Source organism: Shigella sp. FC1544, from assembly GCF_001722145.1.
In the GTDB taxonomy this organism is placed as follows: domain Bacteria; phylum Pseudomonadota; class Gammaproteobacteria; order Enterobacterales; family Enterobacteriaceae; genus Escherichia; species Escherichia coli.
Map to the genome: position 1 here is coordinate 1 of NZ_MECT01000567.1, position 18,517 is coordinate 18,517.

Consider the following 18,517-nt stretch of genomic DNA (forward strand, 5'->3'; position numbering starts at 1 on the left):
CTGTATGAATCCCGCCTGAAGGGAAAGCTGCACGTAATCAGCAAGCGATATACGCAGCGAATTGAGCGGCATAACCTGAATCTGAGGCAGCACCTGGCACGGCTGGGACGGAAGTCGCTGTCGTTCTCAAAATCGGTGGAGCTGCATGACAAAGTCATCGGGCATTATCTGAACATAAAACACTATCAATAAGTTGGAGTCATTACCTTTGCTCCTCAATAACCATTTTTAGTGCCTGTAGCATAGCGGATGAGGATGTCAGAAAATGTATATCGAGACAAAAGATGCGCAAATAAGCGGGGCGGTAGGCCGTTATTCAAAGAAATTCGCGCCAGGTAAGGTATTTACTGTATATCAGGTGATAAGGGTATTTTAGGTGAAAGTAGTTTGTCGTTTTGAGTGGCATTGTTTGATGCTGATTGCCCGATGCGACGCTGTTGCGTCTTCTCAGGCCTACGATTGTGGTGCGTTCTGGGGCGGACAAGGCACTCGCGCCGCATCCGCCAACGGTCAATCGAATTATCAGAAGCCATTAACGCCGCTGATATTCCGCCATTCCCGCTTTGCAGTCCACGCTGACCTGGTAATGAATATCGGCACTTTTACCACGCACGGTTAGCGGTACTGACCATTTATCATCTTTACCCTGAATGTCCTGCAAACTGACCCAAGCCACGGGATCGGCCTGACCGACAATTTTTTGATCATCTGCCCAACGCGCCACGCGATTTTGTTGATAATCACGTTTTACGCTCGCGGCAATTCCGGCAGCATCCAGACCTTCACACTTTGGGAAAGTGACCGACTTGCTGGTTTCATTATTGGCAGCGAAAACTGATGCGCAGGCAGAAACCAACAACAGCCCTAAAAACGCCCCTCTTTTTTTCATGTTTTTCTCCATAGCACAATGATTCAGGAGAAAGCATGGTACAAATTGTCAGGAGCGCAAGTTGCTTCAGGCCGCGTGTGAGGCATCTTCCTCTTCGGATTCAGCACCGACGACCTGTGGGTGGGGACGGTAATTTGCCGGTTTTCAGAATGGTGCTCAGCACATCTTTTTGTTCTGCCAGCCATAGCGAAAGGGCTTCACGTTGCTCGTCTTCCATTTGCACTGGAGAATTAGTCAGCCAGGTGTCAAGCAGATCCGCCGTATCAAGCATTTTGTCATAAGCATCGGCTTCCTTTTTGCTGGTAAACGACATTTTCTCTTCGCCCTCACGAATGACTACGTATTTAACTTCAACCGCCATTTGCAGCCTCTCATAATAACTGTGATTTTATACAGTATATTTCTTTTCGGTTGAGAATCAACATCAGCAATAAAGACACACGCAAACGTTTTCGTTTATACTGCGCGCGGAATTAATCAGGGGATATTCGTTATGACGTTATTAGGCACTGCGCTGCGTCCGGCAGCAACTCGCGTGATGTTATTAGGCTCCGGTGAACTGGGTAAAGAAGTGGCAATCGAGTGTCAGCGTCTCGGCGTAGAGGTGATTGCCGTCGATCGCTATGCCGACGCACCAGCCATGCATGTCGCGCATCGCTCCCATGTCATTAATATGCTTGATGGTGATGCATTACGCCGTGTGGTTGAACTGGAAAAACCACATTATATCGTGCCGGAGATCGAAGCTATTGCCACCGATATGCTGATCCAACTTGAAGAGGAAGGACTGAATGTTGTCCCCTGCGCTCGCGCAACGAAATTAACGATGAATCGCGAGGGTATCCGTCGCCTGGCGGCAGAAGAGCTGCAGCTGCCCACTTCCACTTATCGTTTTGCCGATAGCGAAAGCCTTTTCCGCGAGGCTGTTGCTGACATTGGCTATCCCTGCATTGTAAAACCGGTGATGAGCTCTTCCGGCAAGGGGCAGACGTTTATTCGTTCTGCAGAGCAACTTGCTCAGGCATGGAAGTACGCTCAGCAAGGCGGTCGCGCCGGAGCGGGCCGCGTAATTGTTGAAGGCGTCGTTAAGTTTGACTTCGAAATTACCTTGCTAACCGTCAGCGCGGTGGATGGCGTCCATTTCTGTGCACCGGTAGGTCATCGCCAGGAAGATGGCGACTACCGTGAATCCTGGCAACCACAGCAAATGAGCCCGCTTGCCCTTGAACGTGCGCAGGAGATTGCCCGTAAAGTGGTGCTGGCACTGGGCGGTTATGGTCTGTTTGGTGTCGAGCTGTTTGTCTGTAGTGATGAGGTGATTTTCAGTGAGGTCTCCCCTCGTCCACATGATACCGGGATGGTGACGTTAATTTCTCAAGATCTTTCAGAGTTTGCCCTGCATGTACGTGCCTTCCTCGGACTTCCGGTTGGCGGGATCCGTCAGTATGGTCCTGCAGCTTCTGCCGTTATTCTGCCACAACTGACCAGTCAGAATGTCACGTTTGATAATGTGCAGAATGCCGTAGGCGCAGATTTGCAGATTCGTTTATTTGGTAAGCCGGAAATTGATGGCAGCCGTCGTCTGGGTGTTGCGCTGGCGACCGCTGAGAGTGTTGTTGACGCCATTGAACGCGCGAAGCACGCCGCCGGACAGGTAAAAGTACAGGGTTAAACCCGGCAAAAAAACGCTACAAAAATGCCCGATCGTAGATCGGGCGTTTTGACTTTTACAGCTTAGCGCCTTCTACAGCTTCACGCGCCAGCTTAGTAATGCGGTCGTAATCGCCCGCTTCCAGCGCATCTGCCGGAACCAGCCAGGAACCACCGATGCACAGCACGCTTTTCAGCGCCAGGTAGTCACGGTAGTTAGCCGGAGAAATACCACCCGTCGGGCAGAAACGGACCTGGGAGAACGGACCCGCGATCGCCTGCAGGGCTTTCAAGCCGCCGTTAGCTTCAGCCGGGAAGAATTTGAACTCTTTCAAACCGTAGTCCATACCCAGCATCAGTTCGGAAACAGTGCTGATCCCCGGAATTAGAGGAATAGTCCCTTCGGTAGCAGCTTTCAGCAGCGGCTCGGTCAGACCCGGGCTAATTGCGAACTGTGCACCCGCTTCAGTGACTTCTGCCAGCTGCTGTGGATTCAGCACCGTACCGGCACCCACAATCGCTTCAGGCACTTCTTTGGCGATAGCACGGATAGCGTCAACTGCACACTCGGTACGCAGAGTCACTTCCAGAACGCGCACCCCACCAGCAACCAACGCTTTTGCCATCGGCACTGCGTGTTCCAGTTTTTTTACCACGATAACCGGTACAACCGGGCCGGTGGTCAGGATTGATTCTGCACTTGTTTTCCAGTTTTTCATCAGAGTTTTCTCTCGCCTGATTACAAATTTGTCGTCTTAAAAAGTGATACAGGTTGCGCCCTGTTCGGCACCGGACAGTTTTTCACGCAAGGCGCTGAATAATTCACGTCCTGTCCCCACGCGTGACGCGCTCAGGTCAGGAATGTGCGGTTCGCGAGCAGCCAGTTCCGCTTCGTCTACCAGCAGCGTCAGTTCGCCTGTCTGTCCATTCACACGAATGATGTCCCCGTCGCGCACTTTTGCCAGCAGCCCGCCATCGTAGGCTTCTGGTGTTACGTGGATAGCTGACGGCACTTTACCTGAAGCGCCGGAGAGTCGTCCATCGGTAACTAACGCAATTTTGAAACACCGGTCCAATAATACACCAAGTGGCGGCATGAGTTTATGTAATTCTGGCATTCCGTTCGCTTTTGGCCCCTGATGACGGACAACAACGACACAATCGCGGTCCAGCAAACCCGCTTCAAAGGCCGGCATAACGTCATGCTGGCTTTCAAAAACAACCGCTGGCGCTTCAATCACCTGGTTCTCAACCGGCACGGCAGAGGTTTTCATAACCGCACGGCCCAGGTTACCGCTTAACACTTTTGTCCCACCATGATGAGAGAAAGGTTGTTCGAAGGAAGCGATCACATTGCTGTCGAGTGATTTTTCCGCCCCTTCCCGCCAGTCCAGTTCACCATTATTCAGCCATGGTTCAAGGGTATAACGAGACAGACCAAAGCCTGCCACCGTATTGACATCTTCATGCAGCAGGCCTGCTTTGAGCAGTTCACGCACCAGAACCGGTACGCCACCTGCCGCCTGGAAGTGGTTAATATCGGCCGGACCGTTCGGGTAGAGACGTGCCATCAGCGGTACAACATCAGAAAGGTCAGAGAAGTCATCCCAGTTAATCTGAATACCGGCCGCGCGCGCCATCGCCACCAGGTGCATGGTGTGGTTAGTGGAACCACCGGTCGCCAGCAGTGCAACGATACCGTTCACCACCACTTTCTCATCGATCATCTTACCGATCGGCATCCATTCATTACCATTACCGGTCATGCGTGTAACCTGACGCGCAGCGGCAGCGGTCAAAGCATCGCGCAGCGGAGAATCCGGATGAACAAAAGAAGAGCCTGGCGACTGCATCCCCATAAATTCCACCACCATCTGGTTGGTGTTGGCAGTACCGTAGAAAGTACATGTTCCCGGCGCATGGTAAGACGCGGCTTCTGACTCCAGTAAGGCCATGCGGTCCACTTTACCTTCGGCATAAAGCTGGCGAATACGCACTTTTTCTTTATTTGGCAAACCGCTTGCCATCGGTCCAGACGGCACAAACACCGCAGGCAAATGACCAAACGACAGGGCTGCCATCGTCAGACCCGGGACAATCTTGTCGCACACACCGAGGAACAGAGCACCATCAAACATGTTATGGGACAGCCCCACCGCCGCAGACATCGCTATCACTTCGCGGCTTAGCAGCGACAATTCCATTCCATCCTGCCCCTGGGTGACACCATCACACATCGCCGGAACACCGCCCGCAACCTGACCAACCGCATTCGCTTCATGCAGGGCTTTACGAATGATTTCTGGATAGTGTTCATAAGGCTGGTGCGCGGAGAGCATGTCGTTATAGGAGGTGATGATGGCGATATTGTTACGCAACATGCTTTTCAAAGAGGCTTTGTCTTCTGGCTGGCAGGCAGCGAAACCGTGTGCCAGGTTACCGCATGCCAACTGCGAACGATGAACGGTCGACGTTTTCGCTTGTTCTATCCGGGCGAGATAAGCAGAGCGAGTCTCGCGCGAACGTTCAATGATTCGATTTGTTACGCGTAACAATTGTGGATTCATAAAGGCTCCTGAAATTGAGTTGTCAGAGCAGGATGATTCACAACGCGTTTCATTCAGAGGATTTATGAGTGAAACGCCTGTAACCGGAGCTCATAGGGCAAAAACGTTTCAGTCAGTGTAATAAAAAAAGCCTCGTGGGTGAATCCGCACGAGGCCTGAAAGTGTAAAAATTGTTCTACAATCTGTGCAAGATCATGTTACCGGTAAAATGACCATAAAGGATAAGCGCAGATATTACTCAAACTCATTCCAGGAACGACCATCACGGGTAATCATCGCCACCGAGGCAACGGGTCCCCAGGTTCCGGCCTGATACGGTTTCGGCGCATCATTGTCCATCGCCCACGCCTCAGTAATGGAGTCTACCCATTTCCAGGCTTCTTCCACTTCATCACGACGTACAAACAGTGCCTGAATACCACGCATGGTTTCCAGCAGCAGACGTTCATAGGCATCCGCCAGATGCGTCTGATTAAAGGTTTCTGAATAGCTCAGATCCAGCTTGGTGATTTGCAGGTTATGTTTGTGGTCAAGGCCAGGAACTTTATTCAGTACCTGGATATCCACGCCTTCATCAGGTTGCAGACGGATAGTCAGTTTATTCTGCGGCAGATCCTGCCACGACTCTTTAAACAGATTCAGTTCAGGTGTTTTGAAATAGACCACGACTTCAGAACATTTGGTCGGCAGACGTTTACCAGTACGCAGGTAGAATGGCACACCGGCCCAGCGCCAGTTATCAATGTCGACGCGGATCGCCACGAAGGTTTCTGTATTGCTGCTCTTGTTCGCGCCCTCTTCTTCCAGATATCCCGGCACTTTTTTGCCCTGGGCGAAGCCCGCAGTATATTGCCCACGTACGGTTTTTTCGCGTACGTTGGAGCGGTCGATGCGGCGCAGGGACTTCAGTACTTTCACTTTTTCATCGCGGATGCTGTCTGCGCTCAGGTCAGATGGCGGAGACATCGCAATCATGCAGAGAATTTGTAGCAGGTGGTTCTGAATCATGTCACGCATCTGACCGGCTTTATCAAAATAGCCCCAGCGCCCTTCGATCCCCACTTCTTCTGCCACGGTAATCTCAACATGATCAATGGTGCGATTGTCCCAGTTATTCACAAACAGGGAGTTAGCAAAACGCAGCGCCAACAGGTTCAGCACCGTTTCTTTACCAAGATAGTGGTCGATACGGTAAACCTGGCACTCCTCGAAGTATTCGCCAACCTGATCATTGATTTCCTGCGAGGTCGCCAGCGACGTCCCCAGCGGTTTCTCCATGACTACGCGTGCCGGTTTAGCATTCAGTTTTGCCTCGCCAAGCCCTTTGCAAATTGCGCCAAAAGTGCTGGGCGGCATGGCAAAGTAGTTAATGGTGATACGATTTTTTTGATCCAGCATCGCGCCGAGACGGTTGAATGCAGCAGTGTCATTGACATCGAGATTACAAAAATCCAGACGTGCACTCAGGGTGTCCCATAAACCTTCATCAATGGTTTCTTTCATGAAAGTTTCGAGCGCCTCGCGGACAACTTTGGTATATGCCGCTTTATCCCAGTCAGCACGCCCTACGCCGATAATCCGGGTGTCCGGGTTGAGCTGACCGGCTTTTTCCAGTTGATACAGGGAAGGCAGCAATTTACGACGCGCAAGGTCGCCTTTCGCGCCGAAAATGACCAAGTCACAGGCCTGGGCTGTTTGCGTTACCGCCATGTCATTCTCCTTAAGTTAACTAACCCGGTACTTAAGCCAGGGTATACTTGTAATTTTCTTACGGTGCACTGTACTGCTTTTACGAGCTTGCGAAAACTGTAAACGCTTATCCACCCGTGCGATTACGGGAAAAGCGCGCAAAGTGCGGCAAAACTGATAAAAAAATCATCGTTTTCCATTCGGTAAAAATCTGACACTGATCATGTTATGAAAAAAAATAACAACTTTTTTATCTGCTTTTGTCATTAACACGGCACACAGGCGTAATATCTGACAAAACTGCATTTCGATTTCTTTCAGTGCGGAAATCGTCATTACCCGTGAGTCTCTTTACATCATGAATATGCTGGAAAAAATCCAGTCTCAGCTGGAACATTTGAGCAAATCAGAGCGCAAAGTTGCCGAGGTCATTCTGGCTTCGCCCGATAACGCGATCCATTCGAGTATTGCTGCTATGGCACTGGAAGCCAATGTTAGCGAACCGACGGTGAATCGTTTCTGTCGCAGCATGGACACGCGCGGTTTTCCTGATTTTAAACTTCATCTGGCACAGAGTCTGGCGAATGGCACTCCCTATGTTAATCGCAATGTCAATGAAGATGACAGCGTTGAATCATACACAGGGAAAATATTTGAGTCCGCAATGGCAACGCTTGATCATGTCCGTCATTCACTGGATAAATCTGCCATCAACCGCGCCGTCGACTTGCTCACTCAGGCAAAAAAAATCGCCTTTTTCGGATTAGGCTCTTCAGCCGCCGTTGCCCACGATGCGATGAATAAGTTCTTTCGTTTTAATGTTCCGGTGGTGTACTCCGATGATATCGTGCTGCAACGCATGAGTTGTATGAATTGTAGCGACGGAGACGTGGTGGTGCTGATTTCTCACACTGGAAGAACAAAAAATCTGGTCGAGCTGGCGCAGCTGGCTCGCGAAAACGACGCAATGGTGATTGCCCTCACCTCTGCGGGTACCCCGCTCGCCCGGGAAGCAACGCTGGCAATTACCCTCGACGTACCGGAAGATACTGACATTTATATGCCCATGGTTTCTCGACTTGCACAGCTGACCGTGATAGATGTGCTGGCGACAGGATTTACTTTGCGACGCGGTGCAAAATTCAGAGATAACTTGAAGCGGGTCAAGGAAGCGCTGAAGGAATCGCGTTTTGATAAGCAGTTACTTAATTTAAGTGACGATCGCTAAAAACGACTGTCACTGTCCTAATCTTATACGACATCCGAATGAGATTAATTTATCGCCATCGCGGCGTTATTTCATTCGGATTTCATGTTCAAGCAACACCTGGTTGTTTCAGTCAACGGAGTATTACATGTCCAGAAGGCTTCGCAGAACAAAAATCGTTACCACGTTAGGCCCAGCAACAGATCGCGATAATAATCTTGAAAAAGTTATCGCGGCGGGTGCCAACGTTGTACGTATGAACTTTTCTCATGGCTCGCCTGAAGATCACAAAATGCGCGCGGATAAAGTTCGTGAGATTGCCGCAAAACTGGGGCGTCATGTGGCTATTCTGGGTGACCTCCAGGGACCCAAAATCCGTGTATCCACCTTTAAAGAAGGCAAAGTTTTCCTCAATATTGGGGATAAATTCCTGCTCGACGCCAACCTGGGTAAAGGTGAAGGCGACAAAGAAAAAGTCGGTATCGACTACAAAGGCCTGCCTGCTGACGTCGTGCCTGGTGACATCCTGCTGCTGGACGATGGTCGCGTCCAGTTAAAAGTACTGGAAGTTCAGGGCATGAAAGTGTTCACCGAAGTCACCGTCGGTGGTCCCCTCTCCAACAATAAAGGTATCAACAAACTTGGCGGCGGTTTGTCGGCTGAAGCGCTGACCGAAAAAGACAAAGCAGACATTAAGACTGCGGCGTTGATTGGCGTAGATTACCTGGCTGTCTCCTTCCCACGCTGTGGCGAAGATCTGAACTATGCCCGTCGCCTGGCACGCGATGCAGGATGTGATGCGAAAATTGTTGCCAAGGTTGAACGTGCGGAAGCCGTTTGCAGCCAGGATGCAATGGATGACATCATCCTCGCCTCTGACGTGGTAATGGTTGCACGTGGCGACCTCGGTGTGGAAATTGGCGACCCGGAACTGGTCGGCATTCAGAAAGCGTTGATCCGTCGTGCGCGTCAGCTAAACCGAGCGGTAATCACGGCGACCCAGATGATGGAGTCAATGATTACTAACCCGATGCCGACGCGTGCAGAAGTCATGGACGTAGCAAACGCCGTTCTGGATGGTACTGACGCTGTGATGCTGTCTGCAGAAACTGCCGCAGGGCAGTATCCGTCAGAAACTGTTGCAGCCATGGCGCGCGTTTGCCTGGGTGCGGAAAAAATCCCGAGCATCAACGTTTCTAAACACCGTCTGGACGTTCAGTTCGACAATGTGGAAGAAGCTATTGCCATGTCAGCAATGTACGCAGCTAACCACCTGAAAGGCGTTACGGCGATTATTACCATGACCGAATCGGGTCGTACCGCGCTGATGACCTCCCGTATCAGCTCTGGTCTACCAATTTTCGCCATGTCGCGCCATGAACGTACGCTGAACCTGACTGCTCTCTATCGTGGCGTTACGCCGGTGCACTTTGATAGCGCTAATGACGGCGTAGCAGCTGCCAGCGAAGCGGTTAATCTGCTGCGCGATAAAGGTTACTTGATGTCTGGTGACCTGGTGATTGTCACCCAGGGCGACGTGATGAGTACCGTGGGTTCTACTAATACCACGCGTATTTTAACGGTAGAGTAATCTCACCTGCCCCGGCCGCTGATGGCCGGGGTATTTAGCAACACATAAATTAGGACTACTTATTCAATCCAATCATAATCACAGCCCCCTGTAAAATGAATACAGGGATAGCCTGAATGGAGATCTAAATAGCTTGCAAGACGTCGCATACCCGCTTCCTCTGCAACACTATGTCCAATAACTGCCATCGGTAAGCCACTATCTTTGGAGTATTGTGTCTGCACCCATGTTTTAATTGAATCGTTAATCGTAATATAATAATCAGCCTGATATTCCATATATTGTATTGGATCACAAAAACAGCCTGCCCCAATGCCAACAGTTCTGACTACTCTGGCTTTATCTCCATAAAATTGAATGCCAGGAAGATTATATATTTTCAAATTTTTGGCAAAACGTTTGGTAATGTTAATGGCACTGTCAGGTTCTATAGCATATACACAGTACATCTCATCAGAAGCAACAATATTTGTAACATCCAGTTCTAACTGCTGAGCCAAAGCCTTAGACATTCCGAACGTAGGCTCTCGATCCATGACATCATGGCAACGAATGATTACCAAATTATTTTTATGCAAAAACTCCTTTTTTTGCTCAATTATTTTTAAATAACTGAGTTCACCGCGAGTATAATCCATTATTTTTCTGGCCCATGAAAACTCAAGATCGTCACCCTCCAGATCAGCATAAGAATAAAATGTAGTCTCATGTGTAATAATGATATTGACACCTTCAAAAACAGCCTTTCTTAAAACATCCATTGAGGCAATCCAGCAGGTCCCAATTTTATTAATAAGTGTCGCCTCAGCACCAAAAATAATTTTATCAACAGTTGGTTGCGAAACAGCAACCATTGAATTTAAAAAACAATTAAGATCCGCGGCTGTTTTAATATGATGCATTCAACATCCTTCACAGGTTTCATCAGCAATAAAATAATTTCAACATTTCTGGGAAACGTTTTGCCCATGCAGACTCAGAGTGGGTATCACCTCCCCATAAATGATAATCTATAGTTACATTGCGTTGTTTACGGAGACTCACGCATAATTTTTCAGCACCGGAAATATAGACTTCAGGAAAGTCTTCGCGCATACCACTGGTTTCCTGCGTACCGACATCGAGATATACAGTAAGATCTTCAACGATGTTGTTTTCCTGAATAAAATTCAGCATTGCGCTGTCATTGAACCATAGTGCCGGCGAAAAAACGCCAACTTTTGAAAAAACGTCCTGACGAAGAATTACGGCAAACAAACTGATGTACGCACCCATAGAACTACCTGCTATCGCTGTATTATTACGATCTGGGAGAGTTCTACAATTACTGTCAACATAGTTCTTGAGCGTATTCACAATAAACGCCTTTTCCTCCACTATAATCCACAGCAGGGTCCCAGCCAGGTAAGGGAAAAGATGTGTTTCGCGGCCATGGAGAATACTCATCCATACGGCTGAATTTACCATGAGACGATGCGTTATCAATCCCCACAATGATAACACCGTCGTATTGTGAATTTGGGAAAAAAGCATCTACCGCCTCAGGTATATCCCATACATGTGGACCAAAAGATACAGATTTATCAAATAAATTTTGCCCATCGTGCATATATATTACAGGGTAACTGATATCAGATTCATAATAGAACGCAGGCAGTAATATTCTTATTTCGCGACTACTCGCCAATTGTGGCATAGGAAAAGATTGCAACACATGATAGCGATTCCCATAGTTCTCAATATCGTTCATGATTTAAATTAACCTCAATGCAAAATGAAATATAACATCTAAGCACTCCCCTACCACATTCTATATGGGGAGCACTTAGAAATGACTAATAACTATATTTTTATCTTAAAATTTTTTTTCGCATTGGTAAACATAAGTTGTTCAAACTCACTTTGCGTTAATTTACTTTTTAATTCAGTAAAATACTTATTATAAAAATCATCATCATTGTACGTATCCAGCCCATTAATAGGATTATCGGTACCGAATAAAATCTTATCACTACCACAGATTTTTATCGCCTGGTAAACCATATCCGCCCTAACCCACACAGTATCGCCATAGAGATTAGGAAGTTTTGCAATCAATTCGATTGCTTCCTGATTATCTGTCGCGAGCCCCATATGACACATAACAAAATTCACGTCTGGATACTTAAGTGCCATCTCATAAAATAACTGTGGGCTGGATTCATAATCATTAGAAGTATGGCTAACTACCGGGAGATCATATTTTTGAGCAAGGCGTATATAATCCTGAACTTTTTCTGAGTTGAAAGCCATTTTTGAATGATAAGGGTGAACTTTGATGCCATAAATGATATCTCGATTGCTGGCAATCATATCTTCAAAGTCTTGATCACAACTTTCCAGACGAGGCTTAATCCACATAAACGCGCCAATTCGCTTTGCATGTTGACGAACAAGTCTGAGCATACGTTCATTGTTATCATCCTGTGTAACTTGATCTTCATCCGGAATCGGGTTCTGGTCATGGTCAACTTCAACAGCAGATCCACAGGAACATAACGCAAAATCAATATTATACTTGTCCAGAGATGCCAGAAAAACATCTTCTGGCATGCTGATTTTCACAAAATCACCAATATGAGTGTGTGCATCAATTATCATAACAAACATCCTAATTGAAATTTAAAAATCATAAAGATCAGCAGCAGGTAAACCTTCAATTTCATAACTGAAACCGGAGATCTCCATACTTCTTCCGTCATAAATAAAGTTGGCAGTATCTTCACTATTATTTAAGAAGAAAGTGATGTTATCGCGTTGATAAGCGATCACCGTAGGATGTTCAACATCTTTCCATTGTATTAATGCCTCACACCATTGTGGATGTTTTTTACGTAGACGTATTAACCAACGTATAAATTGCCGTAATTCAAGATCTTGTTTGTTTTCATCCCATATCATACATTTTCTATTATTCTCAAGCGTCATTGATTTAAAACCATCAATTCCTATTTCGCTACCGTAGTAGATACAAGGAGAGCCCGCTTGAGTTGACATAAATAAATAGGCGAGTTTAACTTTTCGTTTATCATTCAAACAAACGCTTAAAATACGCGCGGTGTCATGACTATCCAGAAGATTAAACATAACTTCAGTTATATTTTTAGGATAACAAAGATAAGAACGTGTAACGGATGTCATAAATTCTTGTTTTGTTGTATCCTGTAACGCAAAATAATCAATAATCCCATATGTTAAGGGATAATTCATTAATGAATCAAACTGATCACCACGCAACTAGGGGGTGCCCTCATGCCATATCTCACTCAAAATATAACATTCAGGTTTGATATCTTTAATCACCTTTCTGAAATCTCGCCAGAAATGATGATCCACTTCATTCGCAACATCCAGACGCCAACCATCAATATCAAAATTTTGCGTCCAATAGCGAACTATACTAAGTAAGTATTCACGGCACTCTTCATTCTCAGTATTTAGCTTAGGCATTTCAATAACATTGCCAAAGGTTTCATAGTTAAAGTTTTTAAAATCCCATTCACTTTTTGGAGTATCGGGATAAACAGGCAATTTATGAATCCAGAACCAATCGGCGTAACGTGAATTGGCACCATTGCGTACAACGTCAAGCCATATTGGAGAGTCAGCGCCTAAATGATTGAATACTGCATCCAACATGATTTTTATTCCACGCTTATGCGCTTCTTCAATCAAAGTATGGAAAGCAATATTCCCACCTAAATGTGGATCAACACTAAAATGATCGATGGTGTCATATTTATGGTTGGATGCTGAGGTAAAAATAGGACAAAAATAAATCCCATTAATACCCAGATCTTCCAGATAATCGAGTTTATCAATAACCCCCCACAGATCCCCACCCATAAAGTTGAATGAAGTCGGTGTACTGCCCCACGGTTCTACCCCTTCTGGGGATATTTCAGGTCTGCCGTTACAGAAACGGTCTGGAAAAATTTGGTACCATACCGTATTTTTTACCCAGGAGGGGGTATTTAGAACGTCAATTTTATTAAGATAAGGGAAGCAAAAAAAGTTATTTAAGCGGCTTAACTCTCGTTCTTCGCACTCCGGTGAACTGATATCAACACACCTTTTCTCACCAAAAAGAAACTTCTCTCCCTCTTTCCCAAAAAGTATAAAACCGTAACGGCAACGGCGTTTTTGAGGTTTGAACACTGCAAACCAGTGATCATGAAATTCGGTGACAGCTTCTTGTTCCATCTCGATCTCGTTGCCGCCAATCCAGCCGAACGCTTCTGTCCCGGCCATGTTACCGCCGTCAAGACCACCTTCAGCCCAATTATATGGATCGCCTATCCAGAGAATAACTTTATCAACTTCTCCTCTTAATGTGCGTAACCGTACATGCAAAGTTTCGTTATCATAGGCATAGCTATCTTCACTTTTTGCTGAGTGTTTTAACGAACTAACTGTAATCATAAATACTAATCCCTAAATTATTCCTTAACGGCACCGCTAACAAGTCCAGTAGTTATATGCTTCTGTGTGAATACAAATAACAATGTGATAGGTACTGCAACTAAAAGCGCCCCAGCAGCAAAAAGCGTATAATTCTCTGCTGAATTAGAAGCAATCCAACTAAAAATGCCAATCGCCAGGGTCATTTTATCCTCACTACGAAGCACCAACGTTGGCAAAATGAAGTCCATCCATGGTCCAGTGAACGAAACTAATCCAATGAAAACGAGAATCGGCTTAGCCAATGGCAATATTATCTGAATAAAAATAGTCAGATGCCCTGCTCCATCTATTTTATCGGCCTCATCCAAAGAAGTTGGAATAGCATCAAAATAACCTTTTACCAACCACGTCATGAAGGGCAATGAACCGGTTACATAAACCAGAAGCAACCCAGTATATGTGTCTATCAAATTGGCCTTTGATAGCAGGATATAAATGGCAGTCATTGATAAAAATGCAGGAAACATTTGCAATACAAGAATACTCATTAACGTATTACGCTTTCCATGAAATCGATACCTTGAAAAAACGTAGGCGGTCATCGTCACAACGAACAGTGAAATTAACATGTTAGCGGTAGCAAGAATGAAAGTGTTCAAATACCACTGCATATATGGCGTATCCGTGAACAACGTTATGTAGTGGTCAAATGTAAACTCGATGCCACTAAATGTTGAACTAAATAGATTATTCCCTTTTTTAAAAGATGCCATTATCGTCCATATCACTGGCCCAAGCACAAGAATAGAGTTGCAGATTAAAAAAAGATAAACTAAGAGCGTTGATATTTTACGTAAAAATTTATCCATTGTCACATCCCTACATCATCTTTAAATGATTTCATCCGTCTGAATTGCCATATTGCTATAACCGATAAGAAGATAAATATTATGATGGAGATTACAGAAGCTATATGATATTGCTGGAAATTCAATGTGAGTTTATAAATCCAGGTAATAAAAATATCGGTATGCCCAGCGAATCTGTATTCCGGATTAGTCGGACCACCTTCAGTCAGAAGATAAATTGCACCAAAATTATTGAAATTATATGCAAATGTCATTACCAGAGTTGACGCAACCTGATGTAACACCATTGGCAATGTAATTTCCTTAAACTGTTGCCATTTAGTTGCGCCATCGACCTCACTAGCCTCATACAAATCTCGGGATATGTTTGTTAATGCACCCGCGATCAATAGCATAAAATACGGTGCCCCTACCCAAACACAAACGGCAATTACTGTTATTTTTGCATTTAATGGAACCGACAGAAAATCAACTGAATTCATTCCGATACTGTTCAGAAACGAGTTAACCGGACCAATTCCATTTAAAAGAAGACGCAAAATAAGTAACGTTACAAATGTGGGTATGGCATATGGCAGTATAAATATCAATCGCCAGACTTTTGCGAAACGTATATTTTTTTAGCCAGTGCTAAAGCCAGAATAAAGCCAAAACTGAAGGTAAAAACCGTCGCGCAAATTGCCCAAATAAATGTCCAGAGAGCGACACCTAGAAACGTATCAGACCATATTTTAAATTTAAACAACATTATGAAATTTTTAATCCCAACCCAATCAACCAGGTTCTTTGGTGGGATGTGATTTGGCGCAGCATAGTTTGTAAACGATACAAGAACTGTAATTACAATAGGTAAAACAATGAATGCTATACTTGCTAAAAATGCGGGCGTTAGGACTATAAATGCAAATTTATCCTCATAGAGCTTATATAACTGTTGTTTAAAAGTCAGATGGCAATAAGATGAGTTCCGCGCATCTTTAATATTAAGGATGTAAATAGTGGCGAATAAGCCAACAATAATGGTCGCTATCACGCCCTCTACAAGCATAAATATAGAATTGTCACCCTGAATAACAGTCAACCCTTTTCGAATTTGCGCGACATCACCTAATGTGAACAAACCTATTAATGTATGCACAATATCGGAAAGATAAAGCAAAAAGCATACTTGTATTGCAAAGAATATCCCGCCTTTCACATAATAATGACGTGATAACTGAGTCCCGCCCATAATCAAACAGGAAATAGGTAGCACAGGTGCACTCTTCATTTTCAGTTGTTGTGTATTCACAATTACTCCTGAAGCGAAGTTGTTCTTCAATAATTGTTTGTGCATGATTTAAAACTTCATCCGGTGTTTTATTCTCAACCCAGGTAGCCAAAATAGCATTAGTCATTGGAGACCATAGATAAGACATTTCCGGTATTGATGGCATTGCGTCAGAATAATTAGCTTGAGCAATAATTGCTTTTATAGCTTCACTACCTGTCTGGCTAATTTTGTTCATAAGTGAATCGATTGGTGGGATGAGATTCGTCATTTCATAACGCTTCATCAACATCTTATCCGTTGTCAGGTAGTCAGCGAATAATTCAGCGGCATGAGGATATGCGGTAAATGAGCTTACAACGGCCAGCCGTACTGTTGAAAATGTGCGAGGCTGATGACCATCTAATGTTGGGATGCGTGTCACGCCAAAATTGATTCCGCTGTCAATGTAACCTTGTATGGACCAAGGTCCGTCGATTACAGCAGCAACTTTACCTTCATTAAACAGACCTCTTAGAACTTGTGGATTACCCATATCAAGAGGATTAGAGGGATTCGCTTTCTTTAAGCGTTTCATCGTCTCTAGCCCTTTCTTCGCTTCAGATGAAGCAATGCCTAGAGCTTTAGGATCGTTACCGGTTTTACCGAATTCGTTGGCACCATACAAGGTAATAAACATACGTGAAACATAATAATTTTGTACATCCCATAGCAGAGCATATTTATGCTCGGATGAATTATTAAACTTTTACTGAAAGTATTGATTTCTTCGAATGTTTTTGGTGCGGTGTTTAACAAATCCTTATTATAGAAAAGCGCCAGCGTTGCGAAACTTACAGGAAAACCATAGCTGATGTTATTATATGTAGCTGCCGATACTGCGCCTGGAATAAATGTTTTTTTAATCCGCTCAGCTGAGACCATGTTTTCCATAACCCCGCCAGCAACGACTAACCGCCCCAGGGTATCATGTTCAATTTCAGCTACATCAGCTACACGAGTCGTACCCCCATCCTGCATAATTCTTGATGCTGCATCCATTGGCGCTATATTGCGAAATGTAAACTTTACCTTGTAGCCAAAATCTTTATTGAATTCCTTTGCTGCATATTTCATATATTCCACGCTTGTGGCATCAGACCAAACTAACAACTCAGCATCAGTTTCAGGAATTAATTTTTCTGCCATCGCCTGGGGTGTTAGCGTACTGGAATTTGCAAGAATTATAACTGTGACGATATTTGAAAGCTTCATTATATTTACCTCATGAATAACATCTTTAAGTAGTATATGATGTACGACTACATAAGCATTCACGCCATTATCAACACAAATCAAGGCCAATCAACTGTCAAATAAGATTTTAATGATGAATAACTGCAAATAGTGATGTATATCCCATTTGCAGTAATTTGTTGAGAAAAAAATATTTTATTGCCGCAGAGTGTTTAGGAGTACATGAGGTGCGACTATATGGAATAACAGAAATCATATCTTAAATTGATATTTTGGAAGGAACTCATTTATGGTTTTAATAAAAAAGAATGTCTTATCGGCTTCAATTGCAACAGTCATTTTAGGCTCAACAGGAGCCTTTGCGGCAAACGATCGCGGCTTTACCTCCGACACTGACTGGTCAGAAGAACAAGCGGGCTTTAATGGACATGTTGGTACTACATTTGAATATGAGACCAAAAGCACTGATAACTATTTAGGTAAAACAGTAAAGGAATATACTAAAACACACGAGATTTTCCAGGCCTATTTCAGCCAACCTAATTGGCAATTTGCAGCAATCTATGGCCTTAAGTCTATCGATCGCCGACAAGAAGAAAAAGGCTATCACGAAAATGAAACAAGTCTGCAAAACTATATATCACTAAACAAAACGTTCACTATTGGTAACGGTTTCGACTTCAGTCTGGTATACGACCTGATGTATACCGACGGTAATATAGATAGCCCTTATGTCACAGGCTTGCATACTGTAACTGTTGACAACAGTTTTCGCCCTACGTTGACGTACTTTAACTCTGACTGGAACGCAGGTTTTTATTCAAACGTTGAATACTTGTACAGTCGAAATGATAAGAGCTCCTGGGGCGTACGCGAAGAAGAAGGTCAAAGTATACTATTTCAGCCCTATAAACGTTTTGGTGCATGGGGGTGATGCTGCCAACTTACTGATTTAGTGTATGATGGTGTTTTTGAGGTGCTCCAGTGGCTTCTGTTTCTATCAGCTGTCCCTCCTGTTCAGCTACTGACGGGGTGGTGCGTAACGGCAAAAGCACTGCCGGACATCAGCGCTATCTCTGCTCTCACTGCCGTAAAACATGGCAACT

12 protein-coding genes and 6 pseudogenes are annotated in these 18,517 nt (G+C 45.0%); 6 read left to right on the forward strand and 12 right to left on the reverse strand.

Annotated features, from left to right (window positions below):
• Positions 1–192 (forward strand): IS1 family transposase (locus BGK49_RS21910; protein WP_000718190.1); only part of this gene is annotated, 192 nt, incomplete at its 5' end.
• Positions 193–532: 340 nt separating this feature from the next.
• On the opposite strand, the gene yebF is transcribed toward BGK49_RS21910, so the two are convergent.
• Both yebF and yebG read right to left on the reverse strand, forming a co-directional pair.
• Positions 533–889, reverse strand: a complete 357-nt coding sequence (gene yebF, locus BGK49_RS21920) for a protein YebF (protein WP_001295500.1) — start codon at positions 887–889, stop codon at positions 533–535.
• Positions 890–955: 66 nt separating this feature from the next.
• Positions 956–1,250, reverse strand: a pseudogene (gene yebG, locus BGK49_RS21925) (DNA damage-inducible protein YebG).
• A 132-nt stretch (positions 1,251–1,382) separates the two neighbouring features.
• On the opposite strand from yebG, the gene purT reads away from it, so the two are divergent.
• Positions 1,383–2,561, forward strand: coding sequence for a formate-dependent phosphoribosylglycinamide formyltransferase (gene purT / locus BGK49_RS21930; protein ID WP_000173486.1), 1,179 nt, complete (start codon positions 1,383–1,385; stop codon positions 2,559–2,561).
• Between the two features lie 55 nt (positions 2,562–2,616).
• Here purT and kdgA read toward each other — a convergent pair whose 3' ends face one another.
• The 3 genes from kdgA to zwf all read right to left on the reverse strand — a co-directional run bounded on the left by kdgA (position 2,617) and on the right by zwf (position 6,816).
• Positions 2,617–3,258, reverse strand: coding sequence for a bifunctional 4-hydroxy-2-oxoglutarate aldolase/2-dehydro-3-deoxy-phosphogluconate aldolase (kdgA, locus tag BGK49_RS21935; RefSeq protein WP_000800510.1), 642 nt, complete (start codon positions 3,256–3,258; stop codon positions 2,617–2,619).
• Between the two features lie 36 nt (positions 3,259–3,294).
• On the reverse strand, positions 3,295–5,106 hold the full coding sequence (gene edd / locus BGK49_RS21940; protein ID WP_001069475.1) for a phosphogluconate dehydratase: 1,812 nt from the start codon (positions 5,104–5,106) through the stop codon (positions 3,295–3,297).
• Between the two features lie 234 nt (positions 5,107–5,340).
• Positions 5,341–6,816, reverse strand: a complete 1,476-nt coding sequence (gene zwf / locus BGK49_RS21945) for a glucose-6-phosphate dehydrogenase (protein ID WP_000301720.1) — start codon at positions 6,814–6,816, stop codon at positions 5,341–5,343.
• Between the two features lie 337 nt (positions 6,817–7,153).
• Between zwf and hexR the strand changes: the two genes are divergently transcribed.
• Together hexR and pyk are read left to right on the forward strand one after the other, a co-directional pair.
• The gene (hexR, locus tag BGK49_RS21955) at positions 7,154–8,023 is read left to right on the forward strand and encodes a DNA-binding transcriptional regulator HexR (RefSeq protein ID WP_001056706.1); all 870 of its coding nucleotides are present in this window, start codon (positions 7,154–7,156) and stop codon (positions 8,021–8,023) included.
• Between the two features lie 127 nt (positions 8,024–8,150).
• Entirely contained in the window at positions 8,151–9,593 is a 1,443-nt protein-coding gene (gene pyk / locus BGK49_RS21960) for a pyruvate kinase (RefSeq protein WP_000091148.1), read from the forward strand.
• Between the two features lie 59 nt (positions 9,594–9,652).
• On the opposite strand, the gene BGK49_RS21965 is transcribed toward pyk, so the two are convergent.
• The 7 genes and pseudogenes from BGK49_RS21965 to BGK49_RS21995 form a co-directional block, all read right to left on the reverse strand.
• A complete protein-coding gene (locus tag BGK49_RS21965; protein WP_000546444.1) occupies positions 9,653–10,495 on the reverse strand; it encodes a Nif3-like dinuclear metal center hexameric protein in 843 nt (280 codons plus the stop codon).
• A 22-nt stretch (positions 10,496–10,517) separates the two neighbouring features.
• A pseudogene (locus BGK49_RS31545) lies at positions 10,518–11,343 on the reverse strand (alpha/beta hydrolase).
• Positions 11,344–11,435: 92 nt separating this feature from the next.
• Complete coding sequence (locus BGK49_RS21975) at positions 11,436–12,233, reverse strand: amidohydrolase family protein (protein WP_000582555.1); 798 nt, start codon at positions 12,231–12,233, stop codon at positions 11,436–11,438.
• A gap of 21 nt (positions 12,234–12,254) precedes the next feature.
• Positions 12,255–14,054, reverse strand: a pseudogene (locus tag BGK49_RS21980) (glycoside hydrolase family 13 protein).
• Positions 14,055–14,071: 17 nt separating this feature from the next.
• Positions 14,072–14,905: a sugar ABC transporter permease gene (locus tag BGK49_RS21985; protein ID WP_000357160.1), complete on the reverse strand. Its 834-nt coding sequence runs from the start codon at positions 14,903–14,905 to the stop codon at positions 14,072–14,074.
• A 2-nt stretch (positions 14,906–14,907) separates the two neighbouring features.
• Positions 14,908–16,196: pseudogene (locus tag BGK49_RS31550) on the reverse strand (carbohydrate ABC transporter permease).
• Positions 16,197–16,212: 16 nt separating this feature from the next.
• Positions 16,213–17,429, reverse strand: a pseudogene (locus BGK49_RS21995) (sugar ABC transporter substrate-binding protein); the annotation flags it as partial.
• A 271-nt stretch (positions 17,430–17,700) separates the two neighbouring features.
• On the opposite strand from BGK49_RS21995, the pseudogene BGK49_RS22000 reads away from it, so the two are divergent.
• Positions 17,701–18,339, forward strand: a pseudogene (locus BGK49_RS22000) (porin); the annotation flags it as partial.
• Positions 18,340–18,395: 56 nt separating this feature from the next.
• Positions 18,396–18,517 (forward strand): IS1 family transposase (locus BGK49_RS28495; RefSeq protein ID WP_001422013.1); only part of this gene is annotated, 122 nt, incomplete at its 3' end.

What these genes read in the sequence shown, in the direction of transcription:
- zwf (WP_000301720.1), bottom strand. Translation starts at nt 6,816, where the DNA reads ATGGCGGTAACGCAAACAGCCCAGGCCTGTGACTTGGTCATTTTCGGC.
- yebF (WP_001295500.1), bottom strand. Translation starts at nt 889, where the DNA reads ATGAAAAAAAGAGGGGCGTTTTTAGGGCTGTTGTTGGTTTCTGCCTGC.
- BGK49_RS21985 (WP_000357160.1), bottom strand. Translation starts at nt 14,905, where the DNA reads ATGGATAAATTTTTACGTAAAATATCAACGCTCTTAGTTTATCTTTTT.
- BGK49_RS21965 (WP_000546444.1), bottom strand. Translation starts at nt 10,495, where the DNA reads ATGCATCATATTAAAACAGCCGCGGATCTTAATTGTTTTTTAAATTCA.
- hexR (WP_001056706.1), top strand. Translation starts at nt 7,154, where the DNA reads ATGAATATGCTGGAAAAAATCCAGTCTCAGCTGGAACATTTGAGCAAA.
- kdgA (WP_000800510.1), bottom strand. Translation starts at nt 3,258, where the DNA reads ATGAAAAACTGGAAAACAAGTGCAGAATCAATCCTGACCACCGGCCCG.
- purT (WP_000173486.1), top strand. Translation starts at nt 1,383, where the DNA reads ATGACGTTATTAGGCACTGCGCTGCGTCCGGCAGCAACTCGCGTGATG.
- pyk (WP_000091148.1), top strand. Translation starts at nt 8,151, where the DNA reads ATGTCCAGAAGGCTTCGCAGAACAAAAATCGTTACCACGTTAGGCCCA.
- BGK49_RS21975 (WP_000582555.1), bottom strand. Translation starts at nt 12,233, where the DNA reads ATGATAATTGATGCACACACTCATATTGGTGATTTTGTGAAAATCAGC.
- edd (WP_001069475.1), bottom strand. Translation starts at nt 5,106, where the DNA reads ATGAATCCACAATTGTTACGCGTAACAAATCGAATCATTGAACGTTCG.